Source organism: Streptomyces sp. BHT-5-2 (genome assembly GCF_019774615.1).
Taxonomy (GTDB): Bacteria; Actinomycetota; Actinomycetes; order Streptomycetales; family Streptomycetaceae; genus Streptomyces.
On record NZ_CP081496.1, the window covers coordinates 377,631 to 391,709 of the forward strand.

Consider the following 14,079-nt stretch of genomic DNA (forward strand, 5'->3'; position numbering starts at 1 on the left):
AATGGAAGCCGTGAAAGCCGACACGGCTGCGGGCACGGGCGGAGGTACGGGCATGGGCATGGGTACGAGCACGCGCAGGGGCACGGGATCAGGAACGGGAACGGGAACCGTAGAAGGCGCAGGCCGGACCACCCGGCGGGCAGGCGCGCTCACGGCGGCCGCGGGCCTGCTCACCGCCGGGCTCCTCACCGGCCCGGCGACGGCCGCCGCACCGACCCGGCCGGACGCCGCACGGCCCACCGCACTGGCCGCCTGCGCCTACTACAAGGGGACCGCGCTCACGGTCCCCGGCCAGCACGGCAACCGCGTCCTACAGGTGCAGTGCCTCCTGGCGAACCGTCACCACCTCACCTGGAAGGACGTCACCGGCTCCTTCGGAGCGAAGACCCGCACCGCGGTGGAGAAGGTCCAGTCCGGGCACCGGCTGCCCACCGACGGCAGGGTCGACAAGAAGACCTGGCACGCCCTGTACTCCTGACCCCCGACCCCCGACCCCCGAGCGCGCCACCGCACCACCACGTGGACGTGGCATTCCGGCTCCCCGGCGCCCCGTCCGACCCGTCTCGTACGCCCGTGCGTTCCTCCCCCGTCACGGCTGTCACTGTTGCGCACGCCTTCCGTCACAGACCCTCAACAGCGCCTCGCGGGTGGTCGGACGGTGTCGTTGCCCAGGCACAGGGTGAGTGACGCCCCCGCACACAGCCCCGCGCCGGCTCGCCGGGCCGACCCTGTGTGCGGTGCCAAGGAGGTGCGCAAGATGACCGACCGCAGGCTCTGGTCGTACAAGGAGATCGCCGCCCATATCCAGGTGCAGCCGGACACCGTGCGTTCCTACCGCAAGCACGGTCTGCTGCCGGATCCGGATCTGGTGGAGGGCGGCAGACCGTACTGGTTCGCCGACACCGTAAGAGCCTGGGTGGCGCAGCGCCCACGCCAACGCGGCCGGTGGTGAACACCTGAGCCGGGCCCGCCGCGCCGCTACGGCGCGGCCGCCTCCCGAGGCGGCGCCGTGGAGCCTCTGACCTCCAGTTCCGGAGTGACGAGTTGATGGTCGGCGGGCGCGTCGGGGCGCGCCATCCGGTCCAGCAGACAGCGCGCGGCGCGGCGTCCCACCTCGTGGCTGGCGTTGTTGACCGAGTTCAGCCAGAGGTGGCGGATGCGGGAGAGGTAGGTGTTGTCGTAGCCGACGAGGGAGAGGTCGGCGGGCACGTCGAGCCCCAGTTCCCCGGCGGCGGACAACGCACCGATCCCGGAGAGGTCGTTGAACGCGAAGACGGCGGTGGGCCGGCGACCGCCCCGGGCCGGGCTGAGCAGCCGTACCGCGGCGCGGTAGCCACCCTCCTCCGTCCCGTCGCCGCTCGCCACCTGGGCCTGCGCGGTAAGCCCGTGGTCGCGCATCGCCGCCTCGAAGCCGCGCCGGCGCAGCTCGCCGACCAGGCCCTGTCCGGCGACATGGGCGATCCGTCGGTGCCCGAGGCCGATGAGGTGCTCGGTGGCGAGGCGGGCGCCGCGCTCGTCGTCGTTGGCGACGATGTCGGCCCGCGGCAGCCGGGGTTCGTGGTTGCCGGCGATGACGGTCGGCAGCCGCTCGGCGACCTCGGCGAGACCGGTGGTGTCCGGGAGGGTGCCGACGACGACCAGACCGTCGACCCGCAGTTCCTGGAAGGTGCGGGCGAACTCCTGGCCGGTCCGCCGGTCCAGCCGGCCGTCGGCCATCAGCATGCGCAGACCCTGGGCGTGCAGCAGGGAGTTGAGACCGTCCAGGACGTCAACGAACCAGGGGTTGCGCATGTCGTTCAGCAGGACGCCGACGGTGTGGGTGCGGCGGGCCACCAGGCTGCGGGCGGCGGCATTGGGCCGGTAGCCCAGTTCGTCGATGGCGGCCAGCACGGCCTGCCGTCTGGCGTCGCTGACCCGCGGCGAGCCCTGGAGCACGAGCGAGACCAGCGACTTGGAGACACCGGCGCGCTCGGCGACACCGCGAATCGTCGGAGGCCGGTCTGCGCCGGGACGCTCCGCGAGGGATTCGCCCGGTGACTCGTTGGACCGTTCCATGGGCGGGATCCTTCCATCGGCGCAGGTCGGCGTCAACGTATGCACGAACACACCACCGCGTTCCCGCAGTTGACCCCCACCCAAGGGTTGACATGCGGACATACGGACATGCAGGGTTCCCGGGAGGCAACTTTTGGACCGTTCCAACGCCGCGTGACCCCATGCCACCCCACACCCGTCTCGCGCCGCCCCCAGCCTCCCGGCCGCCCATGGCCCGCCCCTCCTGGCTCTCCCTCCCCCTCCCGCCCCTCCTCCACCACCTCCCACACGCCCTTCCCCCGCCCCCCTTTCTCCCTCTCCTCCCTCCTCCGCCTCCCGAAGGGAACCCCATGAAGATCGGTCTCATCGGCACCGGGCATATCGGTGCGTTCCATGCCGCGACCCTGCAGAACGTGCCCGGCGTCACCGGCCTCGTCGTCGCCGACGCGGATCCGGCGCGGGCCGCCGCACTCGCCGACACCCTGGGCGTACGGGCGACCGGCAGCATCGAGGCGATGTACGCGGAAGGCGTGGACGGCGTGGTGATCACCGCCGCGACCAGCGCGCACGCCGCGCTGATCCATCAGGCCCTGGACGCAGGCGTACCGGTGTTCTGCGAAAAGCCGGTGGCCCTGGACGTGCCGGGCACCCGCGCCATCGTCGAACGCGCCGAAGCCAGCACCGTGCCCGTACAGATCGGGTTCCAGCGGCGGTTCGACGCCGGGTACCGCGCGGCCCGTGCGGCGTTCCGCTCCGGCGAGCTGGGCTGGCTGCACACCCTGCGCGCCTGCACCAGCGACCAGTCCCCGCCGCCGGCGGCCTTCATCCCCACCTCCGGCGGGCTGTTCCGGGACTGCAGCATCCACGACTTCGACATCATGCGCTGGCTGACCGGCCGCGAGGTGGTCTCGGTCTACGCCCAGGGCGCCAACCGCGGCGCGGACTTCTTCGCCGACGGCGACGACGTGGACACCTGCGCCGCGTTGCTGCGCTTCGACGACGACACCCTGGCCACGGTCACCGCGACCCGCTACAACGGCGCGGGCCATGACGTCCGGCTGGAGGTCTGCGGTTCCCGGGGCGCCCGGTTCGTCGGCCTGGACGACCGGGCACCGATGCCGTCCGCCGAGGCCAAGCTGTCCTGGCCGCGGGCCGATGCCCCGTACGCCACGTTCATGGAGCGCTTCCACGACGCGTACGTGACCGAGCTGGGGGTCTTCGTCGAGGTGGCCGCGGGCCGTACGCCCAGCCCCTGCACCCCCGCCGAGGCGCTGGAGGCGCTGTATGTCGCGGAGGCGTGCGACCGCTCGCGGCGGACCGGTCGACCGGTGGCCGTCGCGGACGTCCGGGCCGCCGCGGGCGGCGGGGCGGCCCCCGGCGCGTGACCGGTCCAGGAGCCGACTCCAGGACCGGCTCCTGGACCGCTGCCATCGGTATGGTGCAGCATCTCGCGGCCGCCCCCGGAACGGAGTCGGGCGCACTGCCGCTGGGCGTACTGCCATGGGCCACACTGATGCTCGCCGCGCTGCTGGTGGGGTTCTCCAAGACCGCCGTCAGCGGCGTGGGAGCGCTGAGCGTGGCGCTCTTCGCGGCCGTGCTCCCGGCCAGGGAATCCACCGGTGTCCTCCTTCCGCTGCTGCTCGTAGGCGATGTACTGGCCGTCCGCGCCTATCGGGGGCACGCCGACCGGGCCGTGCTGCTCCGGCTGCTGCCGTCGGTGGCGGCCGGGGTGTTGCTCGGGGTGGTGTTCGTCGCGCGGACCGATGACGTCGTCATGCGGCGCACCATCGGCGTGCTCCTGCTGACGATGGTGGTGCACCACGGGTGGCAACGAACTCGCGCCGGCACCCACTCCCGCTCCTGGTCCCGGTCCCGCTCCCGATTCCGCGCCGACTCCCGCGCCCTGGCCGGGCTCCGGGCCGGCCGTCGCCCCCGCACACCTGCCCAGAAGCGAGCCCGGGAAAGTCAGGAGAGCCGAGAGAGCCGAAAGGGCCAAGAGGGCCGGGAAGATCAGGAGACTCAGGGGAGCCAGGAGAGTCAGGAGAGCCCCGCCAGCACCGGGACTACCCCGACGCCCCGTCAACACCGCCTGCGGACAGTGCTCTTCGGGCTGATCGCCGGCTTCGCCACCATGGTCGCCAACGCCGGGGGTCCGGCGATGTCGCTGTACCTCCTCTCCTCCGGTTTCGGGATGCTCGGGTTTCTGGGGACGGGGGCGTGGTTCTTTCTGATCGTCAATCTCGTCAAGGTGCCGTTCAGCGCAGGGCTGGGGCTGGTGACGGCGGACGGGCTCGCGCTGGACGCGTGGCTGGCGCTCGCCGTGGTCGTCGGTGCGGGTGCCGGGCGCGCGCTGGTGCACCGCATCGACCAGGGCGCCTTCGAGCGGCTGGTGCTCGCCTTCACCGCCCTCGCCGCCATCGGTCTGCTGCGCTGAGGCGAGGCGGGCTCGGGCTCGGGCGCCCCAGGGGCGGGACCGGGTGCCCGGGACGAGGCCCCGCCCACCCGGCGGCGCCCGACCGCGTCATCCGGTCGTCGCTCCGCCCGTGCGCTCCGGCAGCGCCACCCACCAGTCGTTGACCCGTATGAGACGGCCCTTGGGGTATTCGAGTTCGCGCTCTCCCCCGAGGGTGAAGCCGGCCTTGCGGCACAGTGCGTTGGACGCGGTGTTGGCCACCGAGGGGAAGGCGTGGACGGTGCGGTGCAGTCCTTCGGCGGCGGCCGCGGCGAGGACCTGCCGGACCGCGGTCGTCGCGATGCCGCGGCCCTGGAATCCGGGCAGCACGCCCCAGCCCGTCTCGTAGACGGTCGCTCCCTGCCATTCCCGCTGCCAGAAGCCGACCGTGCCCACGGCCTCGCCGTCCGGCAGGAGCAGGATGCGGTACATCCGCCCCGGCCCTTCGGCGTCGAGGTATCTGCGGTGGCGCCGGATGAGCTGCTCCGCGGTCTCCGGCCCGCCCAAGTACCGGGTCATCTCGGGGGCGTTGGCCTTGCGGAGCAGGTCGAAACCGGCTTCCGTCCACGGCTCGATCCGCACCCCTGCTCCGGTCCTGACCGCTTCCCTGCCTGCTGCGTCTTCTCGTTCCGTCGTCATGACCCCAACGTTACGGGCGACCACTGACAGTCATGCCGGGGTGCTGGAGGACGCCTGGTCGTCGCCCTCCTCGCAGCCGGCTTCACGACCGGTCCCGCCCCCCGGCCCACGGGCCGTCCCGCGGTCGGCGAGCGGGAGTTCGCCGGTCACGCAGCGGTCGCTCCGGGCGCGCAGGGTACGGCGGCGGGCGGCCCATTGGACGCCGCCGCCGGCCATGGCGACGAGGGCGGAGACGCCGAGGCCGATGCCCGCAGCGCAGAGGCGGTTGCCGGCAGCGGCGGCGCTGCCGAGGTAGCCGAGGCCGATGGAGTAGGCCGCCCACAGGGATTCGGCGAGGCCGGCGCCGATCAGGTACTTGCGCGGGGAGTACCGCAGCACCCCGGAGGCCAGGGGGCCGACGATCCGCCCACTGGGCAGGAACCGCACGGCGATCACGAAGGGGACCCCGTGGCACCGGATCCGCCGACTGGTCCATTCGAGTGCCGTGCGGCGGCGCGGGCGGCGGAGCATCCAGGTGCGGACCGGACCGCCGAACCGCCGGGCGGCGAGGTACATCAGGGCGTCGCCGAGCAGGGCGCTGCCCGCCACGACGGCCAGGACGAGGGGCAGGGCGAGGTGCCCTTCGGAGGCGAGGACGCCGGCGGAGACCAGGAGGGCGAAGTTGGGGACCAGCGGCGGCAGGGTGGTGAGCGCCAGCAGGCCGTAGAGGGCGAATATGCCGTCCATCCGGCCGCCTCCTAGGATCCGCGCCCCGAGTACATCTCCCCAGGCTGACGCGCGGTGGGGTGAGCGGCAACGCGTGCGACCGAGGACCCCCGGGGCTGGATTCATACCCCTAGGGGGTATAAGGTTGCGAAAGCCGGGAGGACGACACCGGCCGCGCCACCACGCTCTCCCCCACCACTCGGGCACCACACTGAGCGCAACGGCCAGATCGCCCGTACCGGCACATGTCGGCACACACGGCACCACGAGGAGAATCCATGACCGAGAACAGCTCCTGCTGCACCCCTGACGCCTCCCGCCAGTCCGGCGGCGGCACTGTCCAGGCCGGCACGGTGACCACCACCTACAAGGTCACGGGCATGACCTGCGGGCACTGCGAGGGCGCAGTGTCGTCCGAGATCGGCGAGATCGCCGGGGTGAGCGCGGTGCAGGCGGTCGCGTCGAGCGGCCTGGTGACCGTCACCTCGCAGGCACCGCTGGACGAGGCGGCGGTGCGCGCGGCGGTGGACGAGGCGGGCTACGAGCTCGTGGGCCAGGTCTGAGCTCCGGCACGACGCCGTCACGCTCGTTCACGAGGCGCAGGGCGCACCCGCTCCGGCGGGGCGGCCTGCGCCTCGCGCGTCCCGGGAAGCACTCCCCCAACCGGGCACCCACGGTAATCACCGCAGACCGGGGCGATCAGCGACGAACGGCCACAACGTCAGAACACGGCCACGAAAATTCACATGGCCCTTACAACTGACACAACACCCATACCTCGGGGCGTCGATCTCCAAATGGAAGTCCTTGACCGTATTCGACCCCATATGGCATGAGACTCAGATCACACTCTTCGGAACGTAACCATCGAGGGGGGTCGCGAGTCTAACCGGGCAGTGCAGGCACCCCGGCGGGGCTTGCACTGCGAAAGCCGTGCAAGGTCTTGGGGGACCGCGCTCGGCTCCGCGTTGGCCGGGGCGACGCGCCCGGGGAGCTTTGAGCGGCCCTCCCGTATGTGCGCGTCCCGGCAGAGCGCGGTGCAACCCGGAACGCCCGGCCGGATCCCGTGGGGGGAATCCGCACCGGGACATGGGAAGCGCCCCGCACTCTGGACCCGTGGGGGGATCCGGAGGCGGGGCGCTTTTCGTTGTGCGCGCACGCACGCGGCCCCGGCACCGGCCTGACCGGCGCCGGGCGCTCCGCGTTTACGCGATTATCGATCACCAGTGCGTAGCAGCCGGGCTCGTCCGGCCGCTGCGCGAGGACCGGACTCAGCGCTCCTGGACGGGCACGAAGTCGCGCTCGACCACACCGGTGTAGACCTGGCGCGGGCGGCCGATGCGGGAACCGGGCTCGGTGATCATCTCGTGCCACTGGGCGATCCAGCCGGGGAGCCGGCCGAGCGCGAAGAGCACGGTGAACATCTCGGTCGGGAAGCCCATCGCCCGGTAGATCAGGCCGGTGTAGAAGTCGACGTTCGGGTAGAGCTTGCGCTCGACGAAGTAGTCGTCGGCCAGCGCGTGCTCCTCCAGCTTCAGGGCGATGTCGAGGAGCTCGTCCTCCTTGCCCAGCGCCGAGAGGACGTCGTGCGCCGCGGCCTTGATGATCTTCGCCCGGGGGTCGAAGTTCTTGTAGACGCGGTGCCCGAAGCCCATGAGCTTCACGCCGTCTTCCTTGTTCTTCACCTTGCGGATGAAGGTGTCGACGTCGCCGCCGGCGTCCCGGATGCCCTCCAGCATCTCCAGCACCGACTGGTTGGCGCCGCCGTGCAGGGGGCCCCAGAGGGCGTTGATGCCCGCCGAGATCGAGGCGAAGAGGTTCGCCTGCGAGGAGCCGACCAGGCGCACGGTGGAGGTCGAGCAGTTCTGCTCGTGGTCCGCGTGCAGGATCAGCAGCTTGTCGAGCGCGCTGACCACGACCGGGTCCAGCTCGTACTCGGCGGCGGGGACCGAGAAGGTCATCCGCAGGAAGTTCTCGACGTAACCGAGGTCGTTGCTCGGGTAGACGACCGGGTGGCCCACCATCTTCTTGTAGGCGTAGGCCGCGATCGTCGGCAGCTTGGCCAGCAGGCGGATCGTGGAGATGTTCCGCTGCCGCTCGTCGAACGGGTTGTGGCTGTCCTGGTAGAACGTCGACAGCGCGCTGACCACGGAGGACAGCATGGCCATCGGGTGGGCGTCCCGGGGGAAGCCGTCGTAGAAGCGCTTGACGTCCTCATGGAGCAGGGTGTGGTAGGTGATGTCCTGCTTGAAAGTCGCCAGCTCGTCGACGGTGGGCAGCTCACCGTTGATGAGGAGGTAGGCGGTCTCCACGAACGTGCTGCGCTCGGCGAGCTGCTCGATCGGGTAACCGCGGTAACGCAGGATGCCCTTTTCACCGTCGAGGTAGGTAATCGCGGATTTATACGCCGCGGTGTTGCCATAACCGGAATCCAGGGTCACCAGACCGGTCTGGGCGCGCAGCTTCGAGATGTCGAAGCCCTTGTCGCCGACCGTGCTGTCGACGACCGGGTAGCTGTATTCGCCGTCCCCGTAACGCAGTACTACAGAGTTGTCGCTCACGTCATCCCTCACCGACGTTGTGCCTCTTCTTCGAGGTGCCCTGACTGCCTATACCTTCCCCCATTTGGACCTTGGATGTGCACTCGGGGTCGGCCATAGGGCCTCATCGCGGCACTCAGTGCCGCGTTGGAGTCCATCCTGCTCCCGTTCGCCCCGATTGGGAAAGAGGGGAGACCTCACATCGCTCCGGTGAGCCGGTGATCCAGCGCGGTATGCCTACGACCGGCGGATACCGTGCGTACGGCCTGGCCGAGGGCCCTGCGCGAGCCCACCAGCACCACCAGGCGCTTCGCCCGGGTGACGGCGGTATAGAGCAGATTGCGCTGGAGCATCATCCAGGCGCTGGTGGTGACCGGAATCACCACGGCCGGATACTCGCTCCCCTGGGAGCGATGGATCGTCACCGCGTAGGCATGGGCGAGTTCGTCCAGTTCGTCGAAGTCGTACGGCACCTCCTCGTCCTCGTCCGTGAGGACCGTCAGCTGCTGCTCGACGGCGTCCAGGGCCGTGACCACCCCCACCGTGCCGTTGAAGACGCCGTTGCGGCCCTTCTCGTAGTTGTTCCGGATCTGGGTGACCTTGTCGCCGACGCGGAAGACCCGGCCGCCGAAGCGGCGCTCGGGCAGATCCGGACGCGCCGGGGTCACCGCCTGCTGGAGCAGGCCGTTGAGCGCCCCCGCACCGGCCGGGCCACGGTGCATGGGGGCCAGCACCTGGACGTCCCGGCGCGGATCGAGGCCGAACCTCGCCGGGATACGGCGCGCCACCACGTCCACCGTCAACCGGGCGGCCTCCTCCGCGTCCTCCTCGGGGAACAGGAAGAAGTCCTTCAGGCCGCTGGTCAGCGGGGGGACTCCGGAATTGATGCGGTGCGCGTTGGTGACCACACCGGACTCCTGGGCCTGGCGGAAGATCTTCGTCAGCCGCACCGCGGGGATCGGGCCCGGTTCGGCCAACAGATCGCGCAGGACCTCGCCGGCGCCCACCGACGGCAGCTGGTCCACATCCCCCACCAGGAGCAGATGGGCGCCCGGCGGGACCGCCTTGACGAGCTTGTTCGCCAACAGCAGATCCAGCATCGACGCCTCGTCGACCACCACCAGATCGGCGTCCAGCGGACGGTCCGCGTCGTAGGCGGCGTCCCCGCCCGGCTTGAGCTCCAGCAGGCGGTGCACGGTGGAGGCGTCCGCCCCCGTCAACTCCGCCAGCCGCTTGGCCGCCCGGCCCGTGGGCGCCGCCAGCACCACCCGGGCCTGCTTGGCTCGGGCCAGCTCGACCACCGAACGGACCGTGAAGGACTTGCCGCAGCCCGGACCGCCCGTGAGCACCGCGACCTTGCTCGTCAGCGCCAGACGGACCGCCGCCTGCTGCTCGGCGGCCAACCGCGCCCCGGTGCGCCGCGCCAGCCAGGCCAGCGCCCGGTCCCAGTCGACCCCCTGGAAGGACGGCATCCGGTCGTCGCCGGTGCGCAGCAGGCGGGTCAGCCGCCCGGCCAGGGAGATCTCCGCGCGGTGGAACGGCACCAGATACACCCCGGTGACCGGATCGCCGCCCTCCGCACCGGGGACCTTCTCCCGGACCACGCCCTCCGGATCCTCGGCCAGCTCGGCCAGGCAGTCGATGACCAGACCGGTGTCCACCTGGAGCAACTTCACCGCGTCCGCGATCAGTTGCTCCTCGGGCAGGAAGCAGTGCCCCTGGTCCGTGGACTGCGACAGGGCGTACTGGAGGCCGCACTTGACCCGCTCCGGGCTGTCGTGCGGGATGCCCACCGACTGGGCGATCCGGTCGGCGGTCAGGAAACCGATGCCCCAGACGTCGGCCGCCAGGCGGTAGGGCTGATTCCGCACCACGGAGATCGACGCGTCGCCGTACTTCTTGTAGATCCGCACCGCGATGGACGTGGACACACCGACGCCCTGGAGGAAGACCATGACCTCCTTGATGGCCTTCTGCTCCTCCCAGGCGGCGCCGATCAGCCTGGTGCGCTTGGGCCCCAGACCGGGCACCTCGATCAGGCGCCCCGGGTCCTTCTCGATGACGTCGAGGGTGTCGATGCCGAAGTGCTCCGTGATGCGGTCGGCGATCCGGGGACCGATGCCCTTGATCAGGCCCGAGCCCAGATAGCGGCGGATGCCCTGGACGGTCGCGGGCAGGACGGTGGTGTAGTTCTCCACCGTGAACTGCTTGCCGTACTGGGGGTGGGAGCCCCAGCGGCCCTCCAGCCGGAGCGACTCCCCCGGCTGCGCGCCCAGCAGTGCGCCGACGACGGTCAGCAGCTCACCGGAGCCACGGCCGGTGTCGACCCGGGCGACGGTGTAACCGTTCTCCTCGTTGGCGTAGGTGATCCGCTCCAGGACCCCTTCCACCACGGCTGCGTTGACCATGCCTCGACGGTACCGCCGGGCGCTGACAGCGCGGCGGGGACGGTGCGGGAGCCGGGCGGGCGACGGCGGCGGGCGTCAAGCGACATGGGCGGTGAAACGGGCGACGACCTCCGTGAGAACCTCTGCGCCGTCGCGGGACCACAGGGCCGGATTGAAGATCTCCACCTCGATGGGTCCCCGGTAGCCGGCCGCGTCGACCCGTTCACGGAACCAGCGCAGATCCACCGCGCCGTCGCCCAACTGCCCGCGCCCCAGCAGGACCCCCTCCGGGAGCGGGGTGATCCAGTCGGCGAGCTGAAAGGCGGCGATGCGGCAGGGGTGGGCGGCGCGGGCGAGCTGCGCGGCGAGCGTGTCGTCCCACCAAAGGTGGTAGGTGTCCACCACCACGCCCACCTGGTCGGCGGGGAACCGCTCCGCCAGATCCAGGGCCTGGGCGAGCGTGGAGACCACGCACCGGTCCGCCGCGTACATCGGGTGGAGCGGTTCCAGGGCCAGCCGCACGCCGCGCTCTGCCGCGTACGGGGCCAGTTCGGCGAGCGCGTCGGCGACCCGCTCCCGGGCGCCGGGCAGATCCCGGCTGCCCGGCGGCAGCCCGCCGGAGACCAGGACCAGGGTGTCGGTCCCCAGGGCCGCCGCCTCCTCGACGGCCGCCCGGTTGTCGGCCAGGGCCGCCCGGCGCTCCCCCCGATCCTCGGCCGTGAAGAAGCCGCCCCGGCAGAGACTGGTGACGGCCAGCCCGGCGTCCCGTACGAGACGGGCCGCGGCGCGCACCCCGTAGGCGCGCACCGGAGCCCGCCACAGGCCGACGCCCCGCAGGCCCGCCCGGGCGCAGCCGTCGGCGAGTTCGGGCAGCGACCACTGCCGGATCGTCTCCTGATTGAGGCTCAGACGGGAGAGCAGGGGCGGCGGCTCGGTGTACGTCACAGGCTGCCCGCCTCCTCGCAACCATGGACGGCCAGCAGCGCGCGCATTTTGGCGGCGGCCAGGTCCGGGTCGGGGAACAGGCCCAGCGCGGCGCCGAGTTCGTGGGCGCGGCGCAGATGCGGCAGGGAGCGGGCGGACTGCAGACCACCGACCATGGTGAAGTGCGACTGGTGCCCGGCCAGCCAGGCGAGCAGGACCACGCCGGTCTTGTAGTAGCGGGTGGGCGGCGCGAAGAGATGCCGGGCCAGGGGCAGGGTCGGATCGAGGACGGCGCGGAAGCCGGCCGGGTCGCCGGCGTCGAGACGGCACAGGGCCTCGGCGGCCAGTGGGGCGAGCGGGTCGAAGACGCCCAACAGGGCGTCGCTGAAGCCGTGGGCGTCGCCGGCGATCAGCTCCGGATAGTGGAAGTCGTCGCCCGTGTAGCAGCGCACGCCCGCACCCTCCTCCTTGCCCGAGGTCCTTGCGTCCGCCCCGACTGCCGCCAGCCGGCGGCGCAGCCGTACCTCCCGGGAGGCGTCCAGGAGGGAGACCTTGACACCGTCCACCGCGCCGGGATGGTCGGCGACGATGCCGAGCAGGGTCTCCGTGGCGGCGTCGAGGTCCCCACCGCCCCAGTAACCGGCCAGCGCCGGGTCGAACATCGGGCCGAGCCAGTGCAGGATCACCGGACGGGAGGTCTGGCGCAGCAGGTGGCCGTAGAGGTCGCGGTAGGCGTCCGGGCCGGCGCCGAGCGCGGCGAGCTGGCGGGACGCCATCAGGACGGGCCGGGCGCCGGCGTCCTCGGCCACGGCGAGCTGCTCCTCGTAGGCGGCCCGGACATCGGCCAACGTGGCACCGGACGGCGGGAGTTGGTCGGTACCGATGCCGCAGGCCAGAAGGCCGCCGACGGTACGGGCCTCGGCGGCCGTACGGCGGATCAGCTCGGCGGCGCGCGGCCAGTCCAGGCCCATGCCGCGCTGCGCGGTGTCCATCGCCTCGGCCACGCCCAGCCCGTGCGCCCACAGGTGGTGGCGGAAGGCGAGGGTGGCGTCCCAGTCGAGGGCGGCCGGGCCGTCCGGTGTGGTGTCGGCGCGCGGGTCGGCGACCACATGGGCGGCGGCGAAGACCGTACGGGAGCGCGGCCGCGGCGACGTCCCGGACGGGGAGGCGGGCCCCGGCGCGGTCACCGGGACGGCTCCGGAACGGGCAGCCGGCGGCCCTCCGCCGAGGAGCGCAGGCCCAGTTCGGCGAGCTGGACGCCGCGGGCGCCCGCCCAGAGGTCCCAGTGCCAGGGCCCGTCGGCCACCACATGCCGGAGAAAGAGCTCCCACTGGGCCTTGAAGGCGTTGTCGAACTCCCCGTTGTCGGGAACCTCCTGCCACTGGTCGCGGAACGGCTCGGTGGAAGGGAGGTCGGGGTTCCAGACGGGTTTGGGGGTGGTGGCGCGGTGCTGGACGCGGCAGCGGCGCAGGCCGGCGACGGCGGAGCCCTCGGTTCCGTCGACCTGGAACTCCAGGAGTTCGTCGCGGTGCACCCGGACCGCCCAGGAGGAGTTGATCTGGGCCAGGACGCCGCCGTCCAGTTCGAAGAGGGCGTACGCCGCGTCGTCGGCGGTGGCCTCGTAGGGGGCGCCGGACTCGTCCCAGCGGCGCGGGAGGTGGGTGGCGACCCGGGCCTGGACGGCGCGGACCGGCCCGAACAGCTCGCGCAGCACGTACTCCCAGTGCGGGAACATGTCGGAGGCGATGCCGCCGCCGTCCTCGGCACGGTAGTTCCAGGAGGGGCGCTGGGCCGACTGCCGGTCGCCCTCGAAGACCCAGTAGCCGAACTCGCCCCGCACGGACAGGACCCGGCCGAAGAAGCCGCCGTCCAGGAGGCGCCGGAGTTTCCGTAGCCCCGGGAGGAAGAGCTTGTCCTGGACGACGCCGTGTTTGACGCCGGCCTCCTGGGCGAGCCGGGCGAGTTCCAGGGCCTCGGTCGTGCGGGTGGCGGTGGGCTTCTCCACGTAGAGGTGCTTACCGGCGGCAAGCGCTTTCTTCACGGCCGGTACGCGGGCGGCGGTCACCTGGGCGTCGAAGTAGATCTCGACGGTGTCGTCGGCGAGGACGGTGTCGAGATCGGTGCTCCAGGCGAGGCCGTACCGGTCTGCCAGCGCCCGGACCCGCGGCCCGGAGCGGCCGACCAACACCGGCTCCGGCCAGATCACCGTGGAGTCGTCGAGCGGGAGTCCACCCTGGTCACGCAGGGCGAGAAGGGAGCGGACCAGGTGCTGGCGGTGGCCCATGCGCCCGGTCACGCCGTTCATGGCGATGCGTACGGTCCTGCGTGTCACGGCCCGGCCTCTCTCGCGCTCGGTGGGCGGAGTGGGTGCGGAGTGGGAGGTGCGGAGGGGTGCCTG

At 71.9% G+C, this 14,079-nt stretch carries 13 protein-coding genes; 5 read left to right on the forward strand and 8 right to left on the reverse strand.

Going from position 1 to position 14,079, the window contains the following annotated elements; genetic code table 11:
• The first annotated feature begins 58 nt into the window (after nt 1-58).
• Nucleotides 59-478, forward strand: a complete 420-nt coding sequence (locus K2224_RS01575; protein ID WP_221904856.1) for a peptidoglycan-binding protein — start codon at nt 59-61, stop codon at nt 476-478.
• A 279-nt stretch (nt 479-757) separates the two neighbouring features.
• A complete protein-coding gene (locus K2224_RS01580; RefSeq protein ID WP_221904857.1) occupies nt 758-952 on the forward strand; it encodes a MerR family transcriptional regulator in 195 nt (64 codons plus the stop codon).
• 26 nt (nt 953-978) lie between these two features.
• Here the strand turns inward: K2224_RS01580 and K2224_RS01585 are convergent, their stop codons facing one another.
• Nucleotides 979-2,055, reverse strand: a complete 1,077-nt coding sequence (locus K2224_RS01585; RefSeq protein WP_221904858.1) for a LacI family DNA-binding transcriptional regulator — start codon at nt 2,053-2,055, stop codon at nt 979-981.
• A 329-nt stretch (nt 2,056-2,384) separates the two neighbouring features.
• On the opposite strand from K2224_RS01585, the gene K2224_RS01590 reads away from it, so the two are divergent.
• Nucleotides 2,385-3,419 carry a Gfo/Idh/MocA family oxidoreductase gene (locus tag K2224_RS01590; RefSeq protein ID WP_221904859.1) on the forward strand — a complete coding sequence of 345 codons (1,035 nt, stop codon included), beginning with the start codon at nt 2,385-2,387 and terminating at the stop codon, nt 3,417-3,419.
• The gene (locus K2224_RS01595) at nt 3,416-4,468 is read left to right on the forward strand and encodes a TSUP family transporter (protein WP_399017408.1); all 1,053 of its coding nucleotides are present in this window, start codon (nt 3,416-3,418) and stop codon (nt 4,466-4,468) included. The genes K2224_RS01590 and K2224_RS01595 overlap by 4 nt, the downstream gene beginning before the upstream one ends.
• An 87-nt stretch (nt 4,469-4,555) precedes the next feature.
• Here K2224_RS01595 and K2224_RS01600 read toward each other — a convergent pair whose 3' ends face one another.
• Nucleotides 4,556-5,125 carry a GNAT family N-acetyltransferase gene (locus tag K2224_RS01600; RefSeq protein ID WP_221904860.1) on the reverse strand — a complete coding sequence of 190 codons (570 nt, stop codon included), beginning with the start codon at nt 5,123-5,125 and terminating at the stop codon, nt 4,556-4,558.
• A gap of 30 nt (nt 5,126-5,155) precedes the next feature.
• The gene (locus K2224_RS01605) at nt 5,156-5,851 is read right to left on the reverse strand and encodes a DedA family protein (RefSeq protein ID WP_221904861.1); all 696 of its coding nucleotides are present in this window, start codon (nt 5,849-5,851) and stop codon (nt 5,156-5,158) included.
• Between the two features lie 257 nt (nt 5,852-6,108).
• Between K2224_RS01605 and K2224_RS01610 the strand changes: the two genes are divergently transcribed.
• Complete coding sequence (locus K2224_RS01610; RefSeq protein ID WP_221904862.1) at nt 6,109-6,393, forward strand: heavy-metal-associated domain-containing protein; 285 nt, start codon at nt 6,109-6,111, stop codon at nt 6,391-6,393.
• A 708-nt stretch (nt 6,394-7,101) separates the two neighbouring features.
• Here the strand turns inward: K2224_RS01610 and K2224_RS01615 are convergent.
• The 5 genes from K2224_RS01615 to K2224_RS01635 all read right to left on the reverse strand — a co-directional run bounded on the left by K2224_RS01615 (nt 7,102) and on the right by K2224_RS01635 (nt 14,013).
• Nucleotides 7,102-8,391 (reverse strand): citrate synthase, encoded by a 1,290-nt coding sequence (locus K2224_RS01615; RefSeq protein ID WP_221904863.1) that lies wholly within the window; start codon nt 8,389-8,391, stop codon nt 7,102-7,104.
• A gap of 176 nt (nt 8,392-8,567) precedes the next feature.
• Nucleotides 8,568-10,778: an ATP-dependent RecD-like DNA helicase gene (locus tag K2224_RS01620; protein ID WP_221904864.1), complete on the reverse strand. Its 2,211-nt coding sequence runs from the start codon at nt 10,776-10,778 to the stop codon at nt 8,568-8,570.
• Nucleotides 10,779-10,853: 75 nt separating this feature from the next.
• Complete coding sequence (locus K2224_RS01625) at nt 10,854-11,702, reverse strand: sugar phosphate isomerase/epimerase (RefSeq protein ID WP_221904865.1); 849 nt, start codon at nt 11,700-11,702, stop codon at nt 10,854-10,856.
• Nucleotides 11,699-12,868: a dihydrodipicolinate synthase family protein gene (locus tag K2224_RS01630; RefSeq protein ID WP_221904866.1), complete on the reverse strand. Its 1,170-nt coding sequence runs from the start codon at nt 12,866-12,868 to the stop codon at nt 11,699-11,701. Before K2224_RS01630 ends, K2224_RS01625 begins: the two co-directional genes overlap by 4 nt.
• The gene (locus K2224_RS01635; protein ID WP_221904867.1) at nt 12,865-14,013 is read right to left on the reverse strand and encodes a Gfo/Idh/MocA family protein; all 1,149 of its coding nucleotides are present in this window, start codon (nt 14,011-14,013) and stop codon (nt 12,865-12,867) included. Before K2224_RS01635 ends, K2224_RS01630 begins: the two co-directional genes overlap by 4 nt.
• Between the last annotated feature and the right edge of the window lie 66 nt (nt 14,014-14,079).

Excerpts from the sequence above, each read along its gene's own strand:
- K2224_RS01620 (WP_221904864.1), bottom strand. The coding sequence starts at position 10,778 with ATGGTCAACGCAGCCGTGGTGGAAGGGGTCCTGGAGCGGATCACCTAC.
- K2224_RS01605 (WP_221904861.1), bottom strand. The coding sequence starts at position 5,851 with ATGGACGGCATATTCGCCCTCTACGGCCTGCTGGCGCTCACCACCCTG.
- K2224_RS01580 (WP_221904857.1), top strand. The coding sequence starts at position 758 with ATGACCGACCGCAGGCTCTGGTCGTACAAGGAGATCGCCGCCCATATC.
- K2224_RS01585 (WP_221904858.1), bottom strand. The coding sequence starts at position 2,055 with ATGGAACGGTCCAACGAGTCACCGGGCGAATCCCTCGCGGAGCGTCCC.
- K2224_RS01610 (WP_221904862.1), top strand. The coding sequence starts at position 6,109 with ATGACCGAGAACAGCTCCTGCTGCACCCCTGACGCCTCCCGCCAGTCC.
- K2224_RS01575 (WP_221904856.1), top strand. The coding sequence starts at position 59 with ATGGGTACGAGCACGCGCAGGGGCACGGGATCAGGAACGGGAACGGGA.
- K2224_RS01590 (WP_221904859.1), top strand. The coding sequence starts at position 2,385 with ATGAAGATCGGTCTCATCGGCACCGGGCATATCGGTGCGTTCCATGCC.
- K2224_RS01600 (WP_221904860.1), bottom strand. The coding sequence starts at position 5,125 with ATGACGACGGAACGAGAAGACGCAGCAGGCAGGGAAGCGGTCAGGACC.